This window comes from Streptomyces sp. 11-1-2, from assembly GCF_003595545.1.
Classification (GTDB): Bacteria; Actinomycetota; Actinomycetes; order Streptomycetales; family Streptomycetaceae; genus Streptomyces; species Streptomyces hygroscopicus_B.
In genome coordinates this window covers 4,466,581-4,489,804 of sequence record NZ_CP022545.1, presented here as the reverse complement: position 1 = coordinate 4,489,804, position 23,224 = coordinate 4,466,581, and the positions used below count along the sequence as shown (strand labels likewise).

At 70.8% G+C, this 23,224-nt stretch carries 16 protein-coding genes and 1 pseudogene; 13 read left to right on the top strand and 4 right to left on the bottom strand.

Annotation, left to right across the window (positions count from 1 at the left end; all coding sequences use genetic code 11):
* Positions 1–4: 4 nt before the first annotated feature.
* A complete protein-coding gene (locus CGL27_RS18560) occupies positions 5–1,075 on the bottom strand; it encodes an ABC transporter permease (protein WP_119988582.1) in 1,071 nt (356 codons plus the stop codon).
* Between the two features lie 7 nt (positions 1,076–1,082).
* Positions 1,083–2,093, bottom strand: a complete 1,011-nt coding sequence (locus tag CGL27_RS18555) for a sugar ABC transporter substrate-binding protein (protein WP_119994447.1) — start codon at positions 2,091–2,093, stop codon at positions 1,083–1,085.
* Between the two features lie 281 nt (positions 2,094–2,374).
* On the opposite strand from CGL27_RS18555, the gene iolC reads away from it, so the two are divergent.
* The 10 genes from iolC to CGL27_RS18505 all read left to right on the top strand — a co-directional run bounded on the left by iolC (position 2,375) and on the right by CGL27_RS18505 (position 18,213).
* The gene (gene iolC / locus CGL27_RS18550; RefSeq protein WP_119988579.1) at positions 2,375–3,322 is read left to right on the top strand and encodes a 5-dehydro-2-deoxygluconokinase; all 948 of its coding nucleotides are present in this window, start codon (positions 2,375–2,377) and stop codon (positions 3,320–3,322) included.
* 87 nt (positions 3,323–3,409) lie between these two features.
* Entirely contained in the window at positions 3,410–4,297 is an 888-nt protein-coding gene (locus tag CGL27_RS18545; protein ID WP_078641512.1) for a deoxyribose-phosphate aldolase, read from the top strand.
* 85 nt (positions 4,298–4,382) lie between these two features.
* Positions 4,383–5,300 carry a 5-deoxy-glucuronate isomerase gene (iolB, locus tag CGL27_RS18540; RefSeq protein ID WP_078641511.1) on the top strand — a complete coding sequence of 306 codons (918 nt, stop codon included), beginning with the start codon at positions 4,383–4,385 and terminating at the stop codon, positions 5,298–5,300.
* A complete protein-coding gene (iolD, locus tag CGL27_RS18535) occupies positions 5,297–7,183 on the top strand; it encodes a 3D-(3,5/4)-trihydroxycyclohexane-1,2-dione acylhydrolase (decyclizing) (protein ID WP_119988576.1) in 1,887 nt (628 codons plus the stop codon). Before iolB ends, iolD begins: the two co-directional genes overlap by 4 nt.
* Positions 7,184–7,219: 36 nt before the next feature.
* Positions 7,220–8,725 (top strand): CoA-acylating methylmalonate-semialdehyde dehydrogenase, encoded by a 1,506-nt coding sequence (locus tag CGL27_RS18530; protein WP_119988573.1) that lies wholly within the window; start codon positions 7,220–7,222, stop codon positions 8,723–8,725.
* 184 nt (positions 8,726–8,909) lie between these two features.
* Positions 8,910–11,642 (top strand): hypothetical protein, encoded by a 2,733-nt coding sequence (locus CGL27_RS18525; RefSeq protein ID WP_119988571.1) that lies wholly within the window; start codon positions 8,910–8,912, stop codon positions 11,640–11,642.
* A gap of 93 nt (positions 11,643–11,735) precedes the next feature.
* Positions 11,736–12,200 (top strand): hypothetical protein, encoded by a 465-nt coding sequence (locus CGL27_RS18520; RefSeq protein ID WP_203348446.1) that lies wholly within the window; start codon positions 11,736–11,738, stop codon positions 12,198–12,200.
* An 83-nt stretch (positions 12,201–12,283) separates the two neighbouring features.
* The gene (locus CGL27_RS18515; RefSeq protein WP_119988567.1) at positions 12,284–14,398 is read left to right on the top strand and encodes an FUSC family protein; all 2,115 of its coding nucleotides are present in this window, start codon (positions 12,284–12,286) and stop codon (positions 14,396–14,398) included.
* 139 nt (positions 14,399–14,537) lie between these two features.
* Positions 14,538–15,299, top strand: a complete 762-nt coding sequence (locus tag CGL27_RS18510) for an alpha/beta fold hydrolase (RefSeq protein ID WP_078641504.1) — start codon at positions 14,538–14,540, stop codon at positions 15,297–15,299.
* Between the two features lie 103 nt (positions 15,300–15,402).
* A complete protein-coding gene (locus CGL27_RS18505) occupies positions 15,403–18,213 on the top strand; it encodes a LuxR family transcriptional regulator (RefSeq protein WP_119988564.1) in 2,811 nt (936 codons plus the stop codon).
* A 99-nt stretch (positions 18,214–18,312) separates the two neighbouring features.
* Here CGL27_RS18505 and CGL27_RS18500 read toward each other — a convergent pair whose 3' ends face one another.
* A complete protein-coding gene (locus CGL27_RS18500; protein WP_078641502.1) occupies positions 18,313–18,951 on the bottom strand; it encodes a response regulator transcription factor in 639 nt (212 codons plus the stop codon).
* A 4-nt stretch (positions 18,952–18,955) separates the two neighbouring features.
* Positions 18,956–20,200, bottom strand: a complete 1,245-nt coding sequence (locus CGL27_RS18495; RefSeq protein WP_119988561.1) for a sensor histidine kinase — start codon at positions 20,198–20,200, stop codon at positions 18,956–18,958.
* A gap of 191 nt (positions 20,201–20,391) precedes the next feature.
* Here CGL27_RS18495 and CGL27_RS18490 point away from each other — a divergent pair, with 191 nt between their 5' ends.
* The 3 genes and pseudogenes from CGL27_RS18490 to CGL27_RS18480 all read left to right on the top strand — a co-directional run bounded on the left by CGL27_RS18490 (position 20,392) and on the right by CGL27_RS18480 (position 23,057).
* Positions 20,392–20,937, top strand: a complete 546-nt coding sequence (locus CGL27_RS18490; RefSeq protein ID WP_240450551.1) for a hypothetical protein — start codon at positions 20,392–20,394, stop codon at positions 20,935–20,937.
* A gap of 76 nt (positions 20,938–21,013) precedes the next feature.
* Positions 21,014–21,513: pseudogene (locus CGL27_RS18485) on the top strand (PH domain-containing protein).
* On the top strand, positions 21,510–23,057 hold the full coding sequence (locus CGL27_RS18480; protein ID WP_119988555.1) for a PH domain-containing protein: 1,548 nt from the start codon (positions 21,510–21,512) through the stop codon (positions 23,055–23,057). The pseudogene CGL27_RS18485 and the gene CGL27_RS18480 overlap by 4 nt, the downstream one beginning before the upstream one ends.
* Positions 23,058–23,224: the final 167 nt, after the last annotated feature.

Here is a 23,224-nt window from a genome sequence, read left to right as displayed (position 1 = left end):
ACGGTCACCTCCTGGCGGCCTGACGGCGCACCCACAGATTGACGAGGGTCGCGAGCAGCAGCATCACGCCGACGAAGAACTTGAACCAGTCGGGGTTCCAGTTGGCGTAGACGATGCCCTGGTTGACCATGCCGAAGATGAAGGCGCCGAGGACCGCGCCGATCGCCGAGCCATAGCCACCGGTGAGCAGGCAGCCGCCGATCACGGCCGCGATGATGTAGTAGAACTCGTTGCCGACGCCCTCGCCGGCCTGCACGGTGTTGTACTCGAAGAGCAGATGCATGCCGACGAACCAGGCCGCGAAGCCCACCGTCATAAAGAGGGCGATCTTGGTCAGATTCACCGGTACGCCCACGGCCCGTGCGCTCTCCTTCGAACCACCGGCCGCGAAGATCCAGTTGCCGAACTTGGTGCGCAGCAGCACCCAGGTGGCGATGGCGGCGAAGATCAGCCACCACAGCACGGTGATCTTCACGTCGACGCCCAAGATGTCGACCTCGGAGGCGAAGACCGACTTGGCCTGGTCGAAGCCGTCCATGTCGGTGATGGAGTCGGTGGCGACATTGTCGGTCAGCAGCTTGGTGATGGCCAGGTTGGCGCCCTGCAGCATCAGGAAGCTGGCGAGGGAGACCAGGAAGCTGGGCAGCCCGGTCTTGATCAGCAGCAGTCCGTTGATCAGCCCCACGGTGAGCGAGACCAGCAGGGCGACGATCACGCCCACCCACACATTGGTGGTGAGCTGGAAGCTGAACATGCTGGCGGTCAGCGCCGAGGAGGTGACCGCGACCCCGGCCGACAGGTCGAACTCACCGCCGATCATCAGCAGGGAGACGGCGAGCGCCATGATCCCCATGGTGGACGCCTGATACAGGACGGTGGCGAAGGAGTCGGCCTGGCGGAAGGTGGGGGCGGCGACGAAGAAGAAGAGATAGACGCCGATGGCCGCGACCAGCGCCCCGACCTCGGGGCGGGCCAGCGCCCGCCGGGCCAGCGAGCGCTCGACGGTGCGAGTCTTCGGCGGGGCCGCGGGGGAGGCGGGCGGTGTGGCGGCCGCCGGGGTGGCGGTATGGGTCATGGCCGGGTCACCGCGTTCCGTTCTTGGCGAACGTGGCGATGGTGTCCACGTTCTCCTTGGTGACGAACGCGGGCCCGGTGAGCACGGGCTTCTCCCCGCCGCCGCTGAAGTTGCCGTTGTTCTTGAAGAGCCACAGGGAGTCGATGGACAGATAGCCCTGGAGATAGGGCTGCTGGTCGACGGCGAACTGGACATCGCCGCTCTGGACGGCGGAGACGAGGTCCTTGTTGAGGTCGAAGGTGGCGACCTTGGCCTTGCCGCCCGCGTCCTTGGCGGACTGGACGGCGGTCAGGGCGAACGGGGCGCCCAGGGTGACGACATAGTCGATGCTCGAATCCTGCTTGAGCTTCGCGGCGATGGTCGACTTGACGGACGGCATGTCGGTGCCGTTGACGTAGAGGGTGTCCGTCTTGCCCTTGAAGGTCTTCTTCACGCCCGCGCAGCGGGCCTCGAGGGCGACATGGCCCTGTTCCTGGATCACACAGATGTTGTGCTTGGCGCCGATCTCGTTGAGATGCTTGCCGAGTGCCTGGCCCGCGATGCTCTCGTCCTGGCCGAAGTACTCCAGCAGACCCATGTCCTTCCACTGCTCGAGTCCGGCGTTGAAGGCGACGACCGGGATCCCGGCCTTCTTCGCCTTGGCTATCGCGCCCTTCATGGCGTCGGGCTTGGCGAGGGTGACGGCGATGCCGTCGACCTTCTGGTTGATCGCGTTCTGGATCAGGTTGGCCTGGTCGGCTCCGTTGGGGTTGCTGGAGTAGACGAGGTCGACGTTGTCCTTGGCCGCCGCGGACTTGGCGCCCTTGCGCACGGTGTCCCAGAAGGTGTCTCCCGGGGCCGCGTGAGTGATCATCGCGATCTTCAGCCGCGGGGTGTCGGCCTTGCCGGCCGCGATGCCGGAGTCGGCTTCCTGGGCCTTCTTGCCGCCCTGGCTGCTGCAGCCCGCTGCCAGCAGGACGGCGGCGGTGGCGAGTGCGGCGAGGCCCGCTCTGCGGTGTCGATTGAGTCTGAGGTCCATCCGTTCCAGCACCTCTCAAGGCAGGTCCGTCGAGTTGGCACGGCCGTGCAGAACGGGAGCCAACTCCCCGGCGCTGCCCGCTGTCAAGGGTTTGTCATGACAACATTTCATCTGGACGTAACGACGCGATAACATCCGCCAGGGGCTCGAATGGTTACGTCAGTATGTAATGACAAAGCCTTGACAGTGGCTGGGGGACACGTCTAGACCTGAAGGGCCGGGGCACCTCCCGGAGTTCTGTGCACCAGACCCTGAGCTGCGTCTTTCCCGAAGGGGCAGGCATGAGTGAGCCGTACGACCTGATCACGATGGGCCGCATTGGAGTGGACCTGTATCCGCTGCAGACCGGTGTGCCACTGCCGCAGGTCGAATCGTTCGGAAAGTTTCTCGGCGGCTCGGCGACCAATGTCGCGGTCTCCGCGGCCCGCTTCGGCCGCCGCTCCGCGGTGATCAGCCGCACCGGGGCGGATCCGTTCGGCGACTACATCCACCAGGAGCTGCGGGCCTTCGGGGTGGACGACCGCTTCGTCACCCCCGTCGAGCAGTACCCCACCCCGGTCACCTTCTGCGAGATCTTCCCGCCCGACGACTTCCCGCTGTACTTCTACCGCCGCCCCAAGGCACCCGATCTGGAGATCCACTCCGATGAGCTGGACTTCGACGCCATCCGCGCCACCCGGATCTTCTGGATGACCGGCACCGGGCTCAGCGAGGAGCCCAGCCGCACCAGCACCCTCGCCGCGCTCGCCGCCCGGGCCAAGAGCGGCACCACCGTCTTCGACCTCGACTGGCGGCCGATGTTCTGGGCCGACCCGGAGACCGCCCGGCCCTTCTACGCCGAGGCGCTGCGCCATGCGACCGTCGCCGTCGGCAACGTGGACGAATGCGAGATCGCCACCGGTGCGCGCGAGCCCAAGGCGTGCGCGCAGGCGCTGCTGGACGCGGGCGTGGAGCTCGCCGTCGTCAAACAGGGCCCCCGCGGGGTGCTCGCCGTGCACCGCGACGGCACCACCGCGGAGGTCCCGCCCGTCCCGGTCGAGGTGGTCAACGGACTCGGCGCGGGCGACGCGTTCGGCGGCGCCCTGTGCCACGGGCTGCTCTCCGGCCGGCCCCTGGAGCGCGTCATGCGGTACGCCAACGCGGCGGGCGCCATCGTCGCGTCCCGCCTCGCCTGCTCCTCCGCGATGCCCACGGAAGCGGAGGTCGAGGCCCTGCTGGCGGGGGCCTGACCCCGGGCGCCAGGCGCTTCCCTCGTCCGGTCACGCGGTCCCCGCGCTCCGTGTGCCCTTCATGAATCGCGAATGCGAGGAAGAATCTTGAGTATCAGCGTTTCCGACCTCGTGACGGTGCGGAGCCGCCACCCTGAGGCCATCGCCGAGGCGGCCGACCGCCGGGTCCGCCGCCCCCTCATGGGTGACAGTGGCCGTCTGATGATCGTGGCCGCCGATCACCCGGCACGCGGCGCCCTCGCCGTCGGTGGCCACAAGCTGGCCATGGCCAACCGGGTCGATCTGCTGGAGCGGCTGTGCGTGGCGCTGTCCCGTCCCGGCGTCGACGGGGTGCTCGCCACCGCCGACATCCTTGAGGACCTGCTGCTGCTCGGCGCCCTGGAGGGCAAGGTCGTCATGGGCTCGATGAACCGTGGCGGCCTCGCCGGGGCCTCGTTCGAGCTCGACGACCGGTTCACCGGACACCGCCCCCAGGACCTGACCCGGCTGCGCTTCGACGCCGGCAAGCTGCTGCTGCGCATCGACTACGACGACGCCGGTTCGCTGACCACCATGGTCACCACGGCCCGCGCCATCGACGAGATGGCCGAGCGGCGGCTGCCCGTCTTCGTCGAGCCGTTCATCTCCCGGCGCACCGGCGGAAAGGTCGTCAACGACCTGAGCGCCGAGGCCGTCACCAAGTCCATAGCCATCGCCTCCGGCCTCGCCGGAACCTCCGCCTACACCTGGCTGAAGGTGCCGGTCACCCACGACGCCGACGAGATGGCGGCGGTGATGGAGACGAGCACCCTGCCGGCGGTGTTGCTCGGCGGCGACGTGGGCAAGTCTCCGCAGGACCAGGAGGAGGCGTACGAGAAGTGGCGCAAGGCGCTGGGTCTGCCCACCGTGCAGGGGCTGGTCGTCGGGCGCTCCCTGCTCTATCCGGCGGAGGGCAGCGTCGAGACCGCCGTGGACACCGCCGTCGGCCTGTTGTGACGCTACGCAACGTGAGCTACGCAACGTGAGCTACGAGACGTGACGCTACGAGACGTGACGCTACGGAAGGCAGAGACTTCACGCCATGACCACCACTGATCCGTTCCCCGGCTTCCATGTGCAGGCCGGCAAGGCGGCCGACGGCCCCTACGCCGTGGACATCACCCCCGAGCGGGCCGGCTGGGGCTACTCCAGCCTGCGGGTTCTCGAGCTGCCGCCCGGCGGTTCGCACTCCCTGGCCACCGGTGACAGCGAGTGGATCGTGCTGCCGCTGAGCGGCGGCTGCACCGTGATCGCCGAGGGCGAGACCTTTGAACTGCACGGCCGGGAGAGCGTGTTCAGCGGGGTGAGCGACTTCGTCTATCTGCCGCGCGACTCCCACGCCCAGATCGCCAGCGGTGCGGGCGGCCGCTTCGCGCTCACCGGCGCCCGCTGCGAGCGGCGGCTTCCCGCGCGCTACGGACCGGCCTCCGCCGTCCCCGTCGAGCTGCGCGGCAGCGGCAACTGCTCGCGCCAGGTGAACAACTTCGGCGCCGCCGGCGTCTTCGAATGCGACAAGCTCATCGCCGTCGAGGTGCTCACCCCGGGCGGCAACTGGTCCTCGTACCCGCCGCACAAGCACGACCAGTGCCGCCCCGGCGAGGAGAGCGAGCTGGAGGAGATCTACTACTTCGAGATCGCCGAGGCCCACGGCAACGAGGGCATCGGCTATCAGCGGGTCTCCCCGTCGGGCCACGGCCGCGGCACCGACGTCCTCGCCGAGGTCCGCTCCGGGGACACCGTCCTGATCCCCGACGGCTGGCACGGCCCCTCCATCGCCGCCCCCGGCCATGACATGTACTACCTCAACGTCATGGCGGGCCCGGAGGAGGAGCGCGCCTGGCTCATCTGCGACCACCCCGACCACGGCTGGATCCGCTCCACCTGGCCGGACCAGCCCGTCGACCCCCGTCTGCCCCTCTATCAAGCACCCGATCAAGCATCCGCTGGAGACCCACGATGACCGCTTCGGCAGTGCGCCGCCTGACCGTCGCCCAGGCGCTGGTGGAGTTCCTCGCCCACCAGTACACCGAGCGGGACGGGCGCCGGCATCGCCTGATCAACGCCACCTGGGGCATCTTCGGCCACGGCAATGTGGCCGGGCTCGGCCAGGCGCTGCTGGAGTCCGGGCCGGACACCATGCCGTATCTCCAGGGCCGTAACGAACAGGCGATGGTGCACGCCGCGGTCGGCTACGCCCGCCAGCACAACCGGCTCGCCGCCCAGGCCGTCACCACCTCCATCGGCCCCGGCGCCACCAACCTCGTCACCGGCGCGGCGCTCGCCACCGTCAACCGGCTGCCGGTGCTGCTGCTGCCCGGCGACATCTTCGCCACCCGGCCCGCCGACCCGGTGCTGCAGCAGCTCGAAGTCCCGTACGCGGGCGACATCTCGGTGAACGACGCGCTGCGCCCGGTCTCCCGCTACTTCGACCGGGTGATGCGCCCCGAGGCGCTGATCCCGGCCGCGCTGCAGGCGATGCGGGTGCTGGCCGACCCGGCCGAGACCGGCGCCGTTACCCTGGCCCTTCCGCAGGACGTCCAGGCCGAGGCGTTCGACTGGCCCGAGGAGTTCTTCGCCGACCGGGTCTGGCATGTCCGCCGCCCCGCCCCCGAAGCGGCGGAGGTGGCCGCCGCCGCGCGGGCGGTCCGCGCCGCCCGCCGGCCGCTGATCGTCGCGGGCGGCGGGGTCCACCACAGCGAGGCCGAGGACGCGCTGCGCGCGCTCGTCGACGCGACCGGCATCCCGGTGGCCTCCACCCAGGCGGGCAAGGGCTCGCTGCGCTACGACCACCCCGCCGACATCGGCGGGATCGGCCACACCGGCACCGCCGTCGCCGACGACCTCGCCCGCACCGCCGACCTGGTCATCGGCGTGGGCACCCGCTACAGCGACTTCACCACCGCCTCCGCGACCCTGTTCGCGGACCCGGCCGTGCGCTTCCTCAACCTCAACATCACGCCGTTCGACGCCCACAAGCTGGGCGCCACCACCGTGGTCGCCGACGCCCGCGCCGCGCTCGAAGCGCTCACCGCCGAGCTGGCAGGCCATCGGGTCGACGAGACGTACGAGGCCGAGTACCGCACCGGCAAGGCCGCGTGGGAGCGCCGGGTGGACGCCGCGTACGCCGCGGAGGACGAGACCGCCCGCCCGTCCCAGACCCAGGTGCTGGGCGCGCTGGACGCGGTCGTCGGCGACGAGGACGTGGTGATCAACGCGGCGGGCTCGCTGCCGGGCGACCTCCACAAGCTGTGGCGGGCCCGCTCCCCGCGCCAGTACCACCTGGAGTACGGCTACTCCTGCATGGGCTACGAGATCCCCGGCGCCATCGGCGTACGGCTCGCGGCGCCCGCCACCCCGGTCTGGGCGCTGGTCGGCGACGGTACGTATCTGATGATGCCCACCGAGATCGTCACCGCGGTCCAGGAGGGCATCAACATCAACATCGTGCTGCTCCAGAACCACGGCTACGCCTCGATCGGCGGTCTTTCGGAGACCACCGGCGCCGAGCGCTTCGGCACCGCCTACCGCTACCGGGCGGCCGACGGGCAGTACACCGGCGATCCGCTCCCGGTCGATCTGGCCGCCAACGCCGCCTCGCTGGGCATGGACGTGCTGCGCGCGAAGAGCGTGGGCGAGCTGCGCGAGGCGCTGGCCGCGGCGCGCGCCTCGGACCGGCCCACATGTGTCTATGTGGAGACCGAAACGGCCGACACAGTGTCCGGCGCACCCGAGGCACAGGCGTGGTGGGATGTGCCTGTCGCCCAGACCGCGACCCGTCCGGCCGCCGTGAAGGCCCGCGAGGACTACGACCGGCAGGCCGCCGCACGCCGCCGCCACCTCTGACGTTCTGACGTTTTTCGAGAGAAAGGCTCCGCACCCATGAAGACCGTCAACCACTGGATCGGCGGAAAGACCGCCGAGGGCGCGACCGGCGCGTACGGACCGGTCTACAACCCCGCCACCGGCGCCCAGGACACCCAGGTCGCCCTGGCCTCCGTGGAAGAGGTCGACACGGCCGTTGCCGTGGCCAAGGAGGCGTTCCGCTCCTGGGGCACGGTGTCCCTGTCCAAGCGCACCGCGATCCTCTACAAGTACCGCGAGCTGCTGGACGCCCACCGTGACGAGATCGCCGAGCTGATCACCGCCGAGCACGGCAAGGTCCACTCGGACGCGCTCGGCGAGGTAGCCCGTGGTCTGGAGATCGTGGAGCTGGCCTGCGGGATCGCCGAGAAGCTGAAGGGCGAACTGTCCACCCAGGTCTCCACCGGGGTCGATGTGTCCTCGATCCGCCAGCCGCTCGGGGTGGTCGCGGGCATCACGCCGTTCAACTTCCCGGCGATGGTGCCGATGTGGATGTTCCCGGTGGCCATCGCCTGCGGTAACACCTTCGTCCTCAAGCCCAGCGAGAAGGACCCCTCGGCCTCCCGCCGGCTGGCCGAGCTGGCCACCGAGGCGGGGCTGCCGGACGGGGTGCTCAATGTCGTCAACGGCGACAAGGTGGCCGTCGACCGGCTGCTGGAGCACCCGGACATCGCGGCCGTCAGCTTCGTCGGCTCCACGCCGATCGCGAAGTACATCCAGTCCCGGGCCATCGAGCACGGCAAGCGGGTGCAGGCGCTCGGCGGCGCCAAGAACCACATGCTGGTGCTGCCCGACGCGGACCTGGACTTCGCCGCGGACAACGCCATCAACGCGGCCTACGGCTCAGCCGGTGAGCGCTGCATGGCGGTCTCCGTCGTCGTCGCGGTCGGCGACATCGGCGACGACCTGGTGAAGAAGATCGCCGACCGGGCCGCCCGCCTGCGCATCGGCCCCGGGAACGACCCGGCCTCCGAGATGGGCCCGCTCATCACCAAGGAGCACCGCGACAAGGTCGCCGGTTATGTGCACGGGGCCGCGGCCCAGGGCGCCGAGGTGGTCGTGGACGGCACGGGGTACAGCGTCGAGGACCACCCTGAATGTGCTGATGGCTTCTTCATCGGCGTCTCGCTGCTGGACAAGGTCCCGCCGACGGCCGACGCCTACCGTGACGAGATCTTCGGCCCGGTGCTGTGCGTGGTGCGCGCCGAGACCTACGACGAGGCCATCGAGCTGATCAACAGCTCCAACTGGGGCAACGGCACGGCCATCTTCACTCGCGACGGCGGCGCCGCCCGCCGCTTCCAGCTCGAGGTGGAGGCGGGCATGGTCGGCGTCAATGTGCCGATCCCGGTGCCGGTGGGCTACCACTCCTTCGGCGGCTGGAAGGACTCGCTCTTCGGCGACCACCACATCTACGGCAACGACGGGGTGCACTTCTACACCCGCGGCAAGGTCGTCACCACCCGCTGGCCGGAGCCGTCGGAGGAGGTCGGCATCAACCTCGGGTTCCCGAAGAACCACTGAGGCGTAGGCGACGAACCACAGAGGTGTAGGTGACGAACCTCTGAGGCGTATGTGACGTGTGATTCGCACGTTTGAGTGGTTTCCCCCGCCCCCTGCCGGACCCGGTCCGGCAGGGGGTTTCGCCGTCTCGGGGGCCGGGGATCCCAGGCCCACGGAGAAAACGGGGGAAAGCGGGGGTGGCGGCATGCCTGGGTTCACGGAGGGAGAAGGGGCCGAGGAGTTCATCGAGGCGCTCAAGGGCGCCGTGGTGCCCCGGGACCGGAAGGCCAAGGGGCGGGATCTGCTGCCGCCCGTGCTGCTGCTCGCCGACGGCGAGCGGGCGGCGGCCCACGCCCATCAGGCGATGCGGGGGCTGCGCCGGATGCTCTATCCCGACGGCGCCAAGCGGGTGCCGTACGCGGCGCTCGGCCCCGATGAGATCCGCGCCGCCGCCGGGCGCCGGCCCCTGACGCTCGACCTCGGCCGCGAGCTGTGCGTCGATGTGCCCCGCCGCACCGGCCGCCTGCGGCTCACCGACTTCTTCCTGACGCGGGACATCGTCGAGCAGGCGCTGGACCCGCGGGCTCCCGAGCCGGATGGCCGCGCACTGCGCGACCACTGCTACGCACAGCGGATCGCCCGAGGGCCGCTGCTGCGGGCGTTATGGACGCTCGGCGGCGACAGCGCTGAGGGCGGCACGGCGGGGCCGGGGTGGGTCGCGGAGCTGCGCCGGCTGCTGATGCGCCCCCTCTTCCAACTGCTGCCGCGCTGGTGGTGGGGGCGGCGCCGCACCCGCCTGCTGCTGCGCTCCACCCGGCGCGGCTGGTACGCGGACTGGCGGCGCATCAGCCATGGCCGCACCGCCGAGGACTTCTTCGAGAACGCCGCGCGGCTGCTGCGCGCCGAGCGCGGACGCGACCCGGAGGCGGCGGTCGGCCGGTGGGAGGAGCTGCTGCTGCACGCGCTGCTGGCGGATCTGCGGCGCGCGGCCCGGCCGGGCCGGATCTCGCCCTGGCGGCGCCGGCGGCGCACCCGGTGTGTCTTTCTGCTGGAGCTGCCGGAGGGCGCCGTCGGCGCGGCGGCCGGGGAGCGCTTCCTGGAGCGGTACGCGGAGGCCGCCAGGGACACCCGGTGCGCGGCGGTCGTGGTGGTGGCCGCGTCCCCGGCGGGCGCGGTGGGCGTATCCCGGGCGGACGGGGCGGCCTCGTCCCCGGCGGACGGGGCGACCGCGGGGGAGAGCGGCGGCCTGGGCCGCGCGGCCGCCAGGCTGCGCGGCGCGAGCGGGATGCCGTCGCGTGCGCCCCGGCCGCTGCGGGCCGCGCTGCCCGCACCCGTGCCGGAGTCGGAGGGGCTGGACCTCGACCCCGTCTCGCCGCGCACCTTCCGGCTCGGCCCGGCCGCCGAGCTGGCCCTGACCGGGGTGGTGGTGGCGGCTCTGCTGAGCGCCCCGGGTCTGTGGCTGCTGGACCGGGTCACGGACGAGCCGGACCGCGGCTGTCTGGGCGGCGCGTCCAGCGAGGTCGTCGCGGGCCGGCCCGAGTTGAGCGCGGACTCGCCCCGGAAGCAGTACGAGGACGCCCGGCGGCTGATCCGCGAGGAGAACGCACGGGTGGACCGCGAGGTCGGGGACGGCGACGGCACCGCCCGTACGGTGGTGCACATCGGCTCGGACGTGGCCGCCGACCAGGAGGGCCAGCGGTACAACGCGGCCGTGCCCGAGCTGCGCGGTATCGCACTGGCCCAGCGCGCGCTGAACGACGAGGCGCGCAACGACTCCCAGAAGGTGTGGCTGCGCATCGACAGCCGTAACGCGGGGGACGACTTCGCCAACGCGCCGCGTATCGCCCGCCAGGTCGCCGAGGACGCCCGGAAGAAGGGCTCGCGGATCATCGGGGTGGTGGGCTTCTCCAAGAGCCTGAAGCAGACCCAGGAGGCCGTGCGGATCCTGGGCGGTGCCCGGATCCCCGTAGTGGGCACCACGGCCACGGCGGATCTGATGCAGGTGGACGGGTACTACCGCAGGGTGGCGCCCACCGACAGCCGTGAGGCCGCGATCGAGGCCGACTTCGCCCGCCGGGGCAACATCATGGACGACGCCACCGGGAGCTGCTCCCCGGCCCGCGCCGCCGTGGTCGTCAAGGACCCCCGGGATCTGTACAGCGATGAGATAGGGACGCTGTTCGCCGAGCGGTTCGGCGCCCGGCCGTTCACCCTGGAGTACACCCCCGGCGGCCGGTCCGGCGGTATCGCCCAGGGGCCGGGGCAGGACGGTGTCGCCCGTAAGGACAGCATCGGCGAGCTGGCCGACGCGGTGTGCGAGCGCGTCATCGCCAACCCCCGTACGGTCGTCTACTGGGCCTCCCGCGCCCTCCAGTTCAGCGCGTTCCTCGACGACTTCGGGGACAACACCGCGTGCGAGGGCAGAAAGCTGACGGTGCTCGGCGGCAATGACCTCACCACCGCCGCCCTCGCCGGTGAGTACGCGGACCGGCCCTGGCTGCGGCTGTACCACACCGTCCATGTGCTGCCCGCGGGCCATCCGCGGCTGAGCGATATCGCCAAGAAGTTCAACGCCGACTACGCCAGGGACTTCGGATCCCATGACCTGTGGCGCGACGACGGGCGGGCCGCCCTGGCGTACGACGCGATGCAGTTGATGGCCGAGGCGGCCAACCGGGCCTTCCGCAGCACCGACAACGTGGAGCGCTCCAATGTGCAGATCGGCCTCGACAACGGCATCCGGAAACAGGGCGCCAGCGGCTATCTGGACGTCGGGCGGGGCCGCTCGGTGCCCCGGGACAAGCCGCTGGTGATCCTGCACCACACCGACCGGGGCTCGGAGCCGGTGCTCTACTGCGGCGCCTTCACCCAGAATCCGGCCGGGCGGGCGACGCACTGGGGGCCGCAGGGGAAGTTCTCATGTCCCAGGGACAGTTGAGGCAACCATTGGCGGGGCTGAAGGGTCTTCTTGTGTGCTCGCCCGAATAAGGGGCGAATCATCAAAGCAAGACCGTATACAGGGGGATTTGTCATGTCTGTTGTGATGCGCTCACTTCGCTCCCGTGCCGCGGTGGCCGGCGGCTGTGTGGCCGCGCTCGGCCTCGGATTCGCGCTGGCCGCCGGGTCGCCCGCCTCGGCCGCCGCGCAGACCGATCCGAACGGCCGCTACACCGCCGAGGAGATCCACCACTTCCTGGAGGGCTTCTACGGGAACCACGGCCCGCGCGCCTGGGAGCGGGAGAACCTGGTCTCGGATCAGCTCAAGGAGCAGGCCGCCCAGACGCCCGACTTCGACCTGCTGCTGTGCGCGCAGAACCAGCCGGAGGACATCGAGGTCGGCGAGGTGACCACGGCCCAGTCCGCGCGGGTCGGCTGGGCGACCATCACCACCCGCTGGGGCCAGGAGCCGGAGACCCGCACCTTCACCGCCTATGTGGACCTCGACGGCAGCCGGCCGCTCCAGCTCCTCAAGGTGGACTGCGAGCCCGGGGACTGATCCCCGCCAGGGGCCGGCCCCGGGGGAAAGCAGAGCGGAACGGTTGGTTCAGTTCTCCCGGGGTCACCCCGTAGTCTCGCCGCATGACCTGGTCGCACGCGTTGAAGGAGACCGCCCGGACCGGCCTTGCGATCGAGCGCACCAGGACGGAGCCGCTGGTCGCGCTCCGCGGTGCGTGCGGGGTCGCGCTCGTCATTGGGATGGCGTTGTGGCTCGGCTCGCCGACGCTCGCCGTCTCGGCGGCCTTCGGCGCCTTCTCCGCCGGGGTTGCCACCTTCCAGCGCAGTTGGCGCCCCCGCCCCTGGCTGGCGCTGGCCGCCGCGGCCGGTCTCGCGGTGAGCACCTTCCTCGGCTATCTGGCCGCCACCCACACCTTCACCTTCGTCATCATGCTCGCCGTATGGACGCTGATGACGGGCATGTCATGGGCGGTCGGCCCGGTCTCCGGGCTGGTCTCCACCCAGATGGTGGCCGTCATGCTGATCACGGTCACTCTCCCGACCTCGACCCTGGGCGCCCTGGGGCACGCCCTGCTGGTCGGGCTCGGCGGCGTGGTGCAGGCCGCGCTGATCGTGCTCTTTCCGGTACGCCCGTGGGGCGTGCAGCGCGACGCCCTCGCGGACGCGCTGGCCGCCGTCGCGGACTACGCCCGCAAGCTGCGCTACGAGCCGGTGGCGCACTTCGACCCCAAGCCGCTGATGGAGGCCCGCAGCGCCGCCGCCCTGACCCCGCGTCAGGCCCGGCGGCGGCCTAGGCAGCTGCGCGGCTACCGGCTGCTGGCCGAGCGGATCCGTCCGGTGCTCGCCTCGCTCGCCGACCCGGTGGTCGGCGCCCCCGAGGAGGGGCCCGAGCGCGACCGGGTGCGGGAACTGCTGGCAGCCACGGGCACCGTGCTGGACGCGGTGGCCCACGCCATCCGCCACGGCACACCGGTGCGGGTGCCCTCCGACGCCATGTCCGTCCTGCGGATGCCGGAGGACGGGCCGAAGCTGAGCGGGGCCGCCCGCCGGGCCGCGCTGCGGCTCTTCTCGCTGGTGGCGGACGTGGTGGAGGCGTCCGATGAGCCGGTGGAGGAGGTGTCCGCCGAAGGCCGGACGGTCCACCGCTTCCTGCCCCGCCCCGGTATCCCGGGCACCGTGACCATGGCGCTGCGCTCCATCCGCCGCGAGGCCCGCTGGTCCTCGCCGGTACTGCGCCACGCGGTGCGCCTGTGCGCGGTCGACGTCAGCGGCTATCTGCTGAGCGCGGCCCTGCCGCTGGGGCACTCCTACTGGGCGCCGCTGACCTCCACAATGGTGCTGCGGCCGGACTTCGCCCAGACGTACTCCCGCGGCGTCGCCCGCTTCCTGGGCACTCTGGTGGGTGTGCTGGTCGGCGGCGGGGTGGTGGCACTGGTCCACCCCGGCTCCTACCTGAGCGCCGGGCTGGCCCTGGTGTGCGTCCTGGCGATGTACCTGCTGCTGCGCACCGGTTTCATCGTGACCTCGGCGTGCGTGAGCGCGTATGTGGTCTTCCTGCTCAGCATCGCGGGCGAGGCATGGGGCCAGACCGTGCAGGCGCGGGTGGCGCTGACCCTGCTCGGCGGGGTGCTGGCGATGGTCGCGTACGCGGTCTTCCCCGCCTGGGAGACACCGCGGCTGCGGGACCGGCTCGCGGACTGGCTGACCGCCAACGGCTCCTTCGCCACCGCCGTCTTCGACGCCTACGCCCGCCCCGCCGACCGCCGCCCCCGCCAGGTGCGGGACGCCCTGCTGGACGCCCGCGCTGCGCGGGCGGCCTGGGAGCAGAGCGAGTCACAGGCACACCGGGAACCGGTGCGCCACCGCGGACTGTCGCGGCGGGCGGCGCGCGCGGCGCAGACGGCGCTGTCCACGATGGGACGAGTCGTCATGCTGCTGGAGGCGCATCTGCCGGAGCGCGACGCGGCGCCGTCCGAAGGGGCCGGGGACTTCGCCGCGGCACTGCGGCAGGCGATGCCGAAGGCGACCGAGGCGGTACGGCAGCGGCGGCCGCTGAACTGGCAGGCGGTGCACCAGTCGCTGGAGCGGTGGCGGCAGAAGGCGGGGGACCGTCCGGGGGTGGCGCTGCGCGACGCCGAGCAACTCGTGCACGCCCTGGACGATCTGGCGGAGGCGCTCAGCCGGAGTGCACGACAGTCGCACACGCCCCGGGGTCCCAGTCAAGGAGAATCCCCCTAGACTAGGGGTGCCCCCTACATCAATGGGCGTGTTAATCATGGAGGGGCAGTGCTGTGCCGAGGTGCCCTGGATGCGCGCCCGGTAGGCTCTGCCGTCTGTCCGCACGGATTGCCTGACGAGTGAAAGAACTTCCCTACGCATGGGTGCACAGCGAGAAGACAGCGTCTGGATACGACGATTCCATCCGGCGCCCGAGAGTCGCGCCCGTCTGATTTGTCTGCCGCACGCCGGTGGTTCGGCGTCGTTCTTCTTCCCGATGTCCCAAACGCTTTCGTCGTCCGCGGATGTCCTGTGCGTGCAGTATCCGGGGCGTCAGGACCGGCGGCAGGACCCGCTGATCGAGAACATCGATGAGTACGCGGACGCCATCGCCGCGGAGTTGAAGCCGTGGCTCGATCTCCCGGTCGTCTTCTTCGGCCACAGCATGGGCGCCGTTCTCGCGTTCGAGGTGACCCGGCGGCTGGAGGAGGCCGACGCGGAGTTCTCCGCGCTCGCCCTCTTCGCGTCGGGCCGCCGGGCGCCCTCCCGTTACCGCGATGAGAATGTGCACCGGCGCGATGACGATGGCGTGGTACGCGAGATGAAGCTGCTGAGCGGCACCGATTCCCGCGTCCTCGGAAATGAGGAGATTCTGCGCATGGCGATGCCGGCGATCCGCGGTGACTACAAGGCGATCGAGACCTACCGTTCCGCGCCCGGTGCCGCCCTCCGCTCGCCGATCACCGTGCTGACCGGCGACAACGACCCCAGGACCAGCCTCGAAGAGGCGGAGGCATGGCGGTCGCACACCACCGGCGCGTTCGACATCCAGGTGTTCCCCGGTGGTCACTTCTTCTTGGCCGGGCATCAAGAGCCGATTATGAGTCTCGTCGCGGAGCGGCTTTCGGGGTCGAGACCCTGACCCGGGCGCTTCAGGGACCTGGCCGACGTACTGGAAAACACCACTCGTCACGCATGTTGCCCCCGGCGGTCCGTTGGGGGTATCAGGTGGCGTTCATCGGGGGATGAATTCTTTGCCTGCGAACCTCTTCGAATGGGAGAACCACCTCTCCGCCCTGCGCGAAATGCTGCGCGGCGCGACCCAGGGCAGGGGTCGGCTGGCTCTGGTCAGCGGCGCGGTGGCCAGTGGGAAGACCACGCTGCTGAACACCTTTGCCGAACAGGCCATCGAAAGCGGCGCGTTGCTCCTGGAAGCGACCGGTTCGAGAGCCGAGAGGGATCTTCCGTTCGGGATTCTCCGGAAGATTTTCGACAACGGCGCGATGCCCTCCGAAGTGCGATCCGAAGTGATCGCACTGCTTGACGGAAACGGGCTGGAAACCACCGCCGCGGGACGCATGCACGTGATGTCCCAGATTTCCTCGGTACTGCTGCGGATGGTCGACGATCGCACTCTTGTCGTCCTCGTCGACGATGTGCACTGCGGCGACGATCAGTCCCTGCAATTCCTGCTCCACCTGGCCCGCCGGGTGCGTCAGGCGAAGGTTCTCATCGTCCTCACCGAATCCCCCCGGCTTCGTCAGGAACAGTTCACCTTCCACGCCGAACTGCTCCGCCAGCCCAACTGCGTCCGCATGCGGCTGCACATGCTCACCGAGTCGGGCGTCGCCGAGGCGCTGTCCGGCTCCCTGTCCGCCACCGTCGCCGCCCGCCTCGCCCCCGAGTGCCACCGCGTCTCCGGTGGCAACCCGATGCTGCTGCGCGCCCTGCTCGAGGACTGGCGGACCGTTGGTGAGCACGGCGAGGCCCAGCAACGCCCCGCGCCCGGCGAGGCGTTCGCCCACGCCGTCCTCGGCTGTCTGCACCGGGGCGAGCCCGAGGTGCTGGAGGTCGCCCGCGGGGTCGCCGTCCTCGGCGACGCCCGCTCCCCACGGCTGCTCGGCCAGCTCCTCGACCTGAGCGTCAGCACGGTCCAGCAGGGCGTCCAGGACCTGCACCAGTGCGCCGTCCTGGAGCACAACGCCTTCCGCGACGAGGTGGCCCGCACCGCGGTGCTCGACGCGACCCCCGCGACCGCCCGCGGCGCCCTGCACGCCCGCGCCGCCCGGCTGCTGCACGCCGACGGCGCCTCCGCCCTCGACGTCGCCCGCCAACTGGTCTCCGCCCGGCAGGACGGCGAGCGCTGGACCGTCCCCGTCCTGCGCGAGGCCGCCGAATTCGCCCTGGTCGAAGAGGAGTTGGAGTTCGCGCTCCGCTGCCTGGAGCACGCCCACCACGCCTGCGGGCCCGGCCCCGAGCGCACCGCGCTCAAGGCCCGGCTGGTCAGCATCGCCTGGCGGATCGGCCCGGCCGCCGCCGAGAGCCATCTGCCGGAGCTCATCGAGGACGCCGAGCGGGGCCGGCTCGCCCCGCGCGACGTCGCCCCGATCACCTCCTACCTCGTCTGGTCGGGACGGCTGGACGCGGCGGCCGACGCCGTCGCCGCGCTGGCCCGCTCGGCCGGTACCGGCGAGGACCCCGCGATGACCGCCGCCGTCTCCGCCTCCGCCCAGTGGCTGACGATGCTCAGCCCCCCGCTGCGCGACCGCCTCCCCACCGTCGGGACCGGCGTCACGGCGGCCACCGGCGCCCCCCGCGACATGGCCTACCTGGCCTACGCCCATGCCGCCGCCACCATGTCCGCCGCGCTCACCGAGGGCCAGTCCGACCGGGCCGTCATCGAGGCGGAGCGGGTCCTGCAGCGCCACCACCTGAGCGACAGCACCCTCCAGCCGCTGGTCATCGCGCTGCTGGCGCTGGTCCTGGCCGGCCGGCTCGACCTCGCCCTGTCCTGGTGCGAGCGGCTGCTGGGCGAATGCTCCGCCCGCCGCGTCCCCACCTGGCAGGCGCTGCTGTCCGCCGTACGGGCCGAGATCGCGCTGCGCCAGGGCGATCTGCAGGTCGCCGCGCACCAGGCGCGCACCGCGATGTCGCGGATCTCGGTCCAGGGCTGGGGCGTGGGCATCGGGCTGCTGCTGTCCACCCTGATCCAGGCCGAGACCGGGATGGGCCACTACGACGAGGCCATGGCGCTGCTCGAACAGCCCCTGCCCGACGAGCTCTTCCAGACCCTCCCCGGGCTGTTCTACCTGCGGGCGAGGGGCCGCTGCCATCTGGCCACCGGCCGCTACCACGCCGCGCTCGGCGACTTCACGGCCGCCGGGGAGCTGATGGACGCCTGGCGGATGGACATGCCCCTGCTGACCCCCTGGCGGGTGGACGCCGCCGAGACCTGGCTGGCCCTCGGTGACCCCAAGCGTGCCCGCGCGCTGGCCGAGGAGCAGTTGCGGCTGGGCCCGGAGGACGCCCGGCTGCGCGGCGCCCTGCTGGTCGTCCTGGCCCGCACCGACGAGCTCAAGCGCCGGGTGCCCCGGCTCAAGGAGGCCGTCGAGATCCTGGAGGGCGGCGACGACCGCATCCAGCTCGCCATCGCCCTCGGTGAACTCGGCCGCGCCTACCGCTCGCTGGGCGACTTCAACCGGGGCCGGGTGTTCGTCCGCAAGGCGTGGCATGTGGCCAAGACCTGCGGCGCCGATCCGTTGTGCCGTGAGCTGATGCCCCGGCACGCGGACGCCGGTGAGTTCGCGGCGGCCGCCGCCCAGCCGGGCCAGGGCGCCGAGCAGCAGCGCGATGTGGAGGCGCTGACCGAGGCGGAGGTGCGGATCGCGGTGCTGGCCGCGCACGGCAACACCAACCGGGAGATCGCGTCCAAGCTGTTCGTCACCGTCAGCACGGTGGAGCAGCACCTGACCCGCATCTACCGCAAGCTGAACGTCAAGCGGCGCCGTGACCTGCCCGCCAAGCTCTCGGACAGCAGCCTGACGGGGACGGTGTAGCGGGCTTCAGCCTGACGGGGACGGTGTGCGGGCTTCAGCCTGACGGGGACGGTGTGCGGGCTTCGGGCTACCCGCCGCCGTCACCCCGTCACGGCCGCGCTAGCTCAAGAACCCGCGCTCCATCGCCTTCATCACCGCGGCCGTGCGGTCGGAGACGCCGAGCTTCTTGAACGACCGGAGCAGATGCGTCTTGACCGTCGCCTCGCTGACGAACAGCTCGGCGCCGATCTCGGCGTTGGTCAGCCCCCGGCCGACCAGCCGCAGCACCTCGCGCTCACGGCCGGAGAGCGGGGACGGCTCGACCGTCCGGGAGCGGAAGAGCTTGCCCGCCAGCGACGGGGTGAGCACCGTTTCGCCACGCGCCGCGGTCTGCACCGCGTCGATCAGCTCCTGGCGTGAACTGCCCTTCAGCAGATAGCCCGCGGCGCCCGCCTCCACCGCGCGCAGGATGTCGGAGTCGTCCTCGTACGTGGTCACGATGACCACCTTGCAGCCCGGCACCTGCCGCAGGATCTGCCCGGTGGCCTCGACCCCGTCCATCCCGCCCATGCGCAGATCCAGCAGGGTGATGTCCGGCCGCAGCGCGACCGCCTGGACCACCGCCTCCTCACCGGAACCGGCCTGCCCGACCACCGTGATCCCCTCGGCGGACTCCAGCATGGCGCTCAGCCCCTCCCGCACCACGGGATGGTCATCGGCCAGCAGGACCCTGATGGGGCCACTCGGATTGCCCGGCATACCCTCAGCCACTCACTGCCTCCCCGCTCAGCGCCGTCACCGGCACGCTCACCTCCACGGTGGTGCCCCGTCCGGGGCTGCTGGTCACGGACGCCACCCCGTCGATTTCCTCCACCCGGGCCTGCATGCCGCGCAGCCCGTAGCCTTCCTGGGTGCCGTCCGGGGTGAAACCCTCGCCGTCGTCGCGGACCAGCAGCCGGACGCCGCCCTGGTCGAAGACCACGATCACATCCACCGTACGGGCCCGATGGGCGTGCTTGCGCACATTGGCGATGGCCTCCTGCACCGTGCGCAGCAGCACCACACTCACCGCCATCGGCAGCGACTTCTCCTCGCCCATCACCGAACACCGCACCTCCAGGCCGGTCTCGGCGATCAGCCCCTCCGCCTGCCGCCGCACCGCCTGGGAGAGCGAACCGCCGCGCAGCGCGGGCGGGGTGAGGGCGGCCACGAAGTCACGGGCCTCGGCGAGCGACTCCTTGGCCACCCGCCCGGCCAGCGACAGATGGTTCACCGCCTGGTCCGGGGCGTCGCGCACCTCCGACTCGGCCGCCTGCACCAGGCTGATGATGCTGGTCAGGCCCTGCGCCAGGGTGTCGTGGATCTCCCGGGCCAGCCGCTCGCGTTCGGCCGAGATGCCGGCCTCGTGGGAGAGCCGCGCCACCCGCTCCCGGCTGCGCTGCAACTCCTCGATGAGCTGCCCGCGCCCCTTGCTCTGCCGCACCACCCGCTTGATCCACAGCCCCAGCAGCATCGACAGCGCGATGCTCAGCAGCGAGATGGGCAGGACGCCCAGAACGCTCAGCCCCAGGTCCTCCCCGATGAACGCCACCACCAGCACGGGGCAGAGATTGGCCACCGTGGCCAGCGCCACCGCCGAGACCATCGGCAGGCTCATGATCAGCATCGGGATGACGGCGAACAGCGCGAACGCGCCGATGAGGTTGAACGCCGTGGTGACGCAGAACAGCGCCACCATGCCCGCCGCGAACACCAGGTTCCGCGGGCCGTAGGTGTCCTCGATCATCAGCGTCCGGCCCACCGCCGCGTACCACGGCACGCACAGCGTCAGCGCGGCGATCGGGATGGAGTGGCTTGCCTGGGAGCCGCTGGAGAGGAAGAGCAGGATCGCGGTGACGAGATAGGAGACGGCGAAGAAGCCGTCCCACAGGCCGAACCAGCGGGTGCCGGACTCGGGACCGTAGTACGCCCCGGTCTGCGAGCCCTCCCCCGGAGAGTGATTGCGCACGGGCTCAGTACTACCACGCGTGTCCACCGTGTCCACCGGACGGTTGACAGCCAGAACCCACCGTTCAGTCGTCTCGCGGCGGCCGGTCCGCTTCTAGCGTTGAGTCAGGTGGGACGGAGAGTCGTCACACCGCCTGCACATCACCCTTTTTGGCTTGGAGAACGTCCCGTATGCCACAGATGAGCCAGTTCATGTCCGCACTGATCGCCAGTGGCACGATCCTGATCATCATCCTGGCGACCGACATCGGCCGCCGCCGCATCACCACGATGCGGATGGTGCGCTCGGTCATCGCCGTGGCCGTCGTCATCGCGATCTTCGTCGATTCCTTCCCGACCAAGGGCAACGACCTCTCCCTGCAGCTCGTGGGCGTCGGTACCGGTGTCATCTGCGGTCTGATCGCCGGAGTGCTGCTGCCCGCCTACAAGGACGCCACGTCCGGTGACCTCTACACCATCGGTGGCATCGGCTACGCCCTGGTGTGGATCGTCCTCTCCAGCGGACGCATCCTCTTCGCCTACGGCGCCGAGCACTGGTTCACCATGGACCTGGTCAAGTTCTCCATCGACTACAAGATCAGCGGTCAGGACACCTACGCCAACGCCTTCGTCTTCATGTCGCTGGCCATGGTGCTGACCCGTACCGCCGTGCTGCTGGCCAAGATGCGCAAGCTGAAGGGCCAGGACGCCGCGAGCGGCCCGCTGCCGCAGCAGACCACCACCGGTGCGTCGGTCTGAACGGCCTGATTTCATAGTCCACCAACCCCGCCGGGCCCGCCCCGGCACCCGCCAGACGCAAGAGCAGGGTGAAGCAGTGGAACGCCATGACAACCTGAGGCTCCGACCGCCTCGGCACCGGGTCGACCGCCGTGCGATCGGCTGGTGGACCGTGCAGTCCGCGGTCTTCGCCCTGCCTCTGCCGCTCGTCTTCGGGATCCTGTGGGCCTCCATCCCCCCACGCGTGAGTTCTTCATGTGGGCCACGCTGATCTCGCTGGTCCCCGGGCTGCTCTACATGGCCGTCATGCCGGCCTGGCGCTACCGGGTCCACCGCTGGGAGGCCACCGGCGAGGCGGTCTACGCGGCCTCCGGCTGGCTCTGGCAGCAGTGGCGGGTCGTTCCGCTCTCCCGGGTCCAGACCGTGGACACCCTGCGCGGCCCGATCCAGCAGATGTTCGGGCTCTCCGGCGTCACCGTGACCACCGCCTCCGCCGCGGGCGCGGTGAAGATCAAGGGCATCGACCACAAGATGGCGGCGGACCTGGTCGAGTACCTGGCCAAGTCCACCCAGGCCGTCCCGGGAGACGCCACATGACGTCGGACACCACCGTGCGGCCGTCCTCTCACGAGGCCGGCCATGACTGGGGGCGGCTCAACAGCCGGCTGCTCCTGGTCAACCTGTCCATCCTCGCCGCACCGGTGGCCATGTTCCTGGTCAGCCTCGCGGTCACCGGCGGCGACACCAACCTCCAGGTCATCATCACCCTCGGCTCGCTGTTCGTGACCTTCCTGGTCATCAGCGGCATCGGGCTGATGCGGCTGTTCACCACCCGCTACCGGCTCACCGAGGACCGCTTCGAGCTCCACACCGGTCTGCTCTTCCGCAGCGAGCGCTCGGTCCCGATCGGCCGCATCCGCGGTGTCGACCTCACCGCCAACCCGGTCCACCGGATCTTCGGCCTCACCACGCTGCGGATCGACAGCGGGGACCAGAGCGACGCCGCCGCGCGCAGGCTCGCCCTCGACGGCATCACCAAGGCCGAGGCCCTGGAACTGCGCGGCCGGATCATCGCCCTGCGCGACGCCGGCCAGGCCCGGCCGGTGGCCGACAGCGACGGTGTGCTCAGCCGGCTGGACTGGTCCTGGCTGCGCTACGGCCCGCTGACCCTGTGGGGCGTGGGCGGTGTCTTCATCGCCGTGGCCAGTGCGTACCGCACCCTGAGCGAGCTCCAGGTCGACCCGCTCGACCTCGGCATCATCAAGGACCTCGAGAACCGCTTTGGCACCATTCCGCTCTGGTACGGAGCCCTGCTGGCCGCCGTCCTCATCGTCGTCCTCGGCATGATCGGCTCGACCGCCACCTTCATCGAGAACTGGGCCGGTTACGAGCTGCGCCGCGAGGACGGCGGGATCTTCCGCATCCGCCGCGGACTGCTGGCCACCCGCTCCGTGAGCATCGAGGAACGCCATCTGCGCGGCCTCGAACTCGTCGAGCCCATCCCGCTGCGCTGGGCCAAGGGCGCCAAGCTCAACGCCGTCGCCAGCGGCCTGGGCAACCAGGAGGACAACCGCAGGCGCCGCGCCCTGACCCCGCCCACCCCGCGCGGCGAGGCCCTGCGGGTCGCCGCCGAGGCGCTGCCGACCGGCCCCGGCCTGATCGAGCGCAAGGGTCTTCTCCCGCACCCCCGGGCGGCCCTGCGGCGCCGGATCAACCGCGCCCTCATCTGGTCGGTCCTGATCGCGGCCGTCCCGGTGGGCCTGGGCCTGTGGCTCGGCTCCTGGCTCGTCATCACCGGCGTGATCACCGGTGTGGTGCTGGTGCCGGTCCTGGTGGCGTTCGCCTTCAACGCCTACCACAGCCTCGGCCATCTCCTGCGCGGCCGCTTCCTGGTGATGTGCTCCGGGGCGTTCGCCCGCCGCACCGTCGCCCATCAGCGTGAGGCGATCATCGGCTGGAAGTTCTCCCGGACGCCGTTCCAGCGCCGGGTCGGGCTGATCACCCTCGGCGCCACCACCGCCGCCGGTGAAGGCGTCTACCACGTGCACGACCTGACCGAAGGCCAGGGAGTCGCCCTCGCAGAGACCGCGGTACCGGGGCTGCTCGCTCCGTTCATCGAGAGAGCCCCCGACCGCGGCTGACACCACCCGAGACCAACTGGCGATCCCCCGAGAGGTGGAGGGGCGGACCGAAAGGCCGCCCCTCCACCTCTGAACCTCCTCCGCCGCTGAAGCCCCTCCTCCTCTGAACCCCTCCTCCTCTGAAAAAAGTGAATACTGGGCGCATTATTTGCTCGAGATCCTTGTCG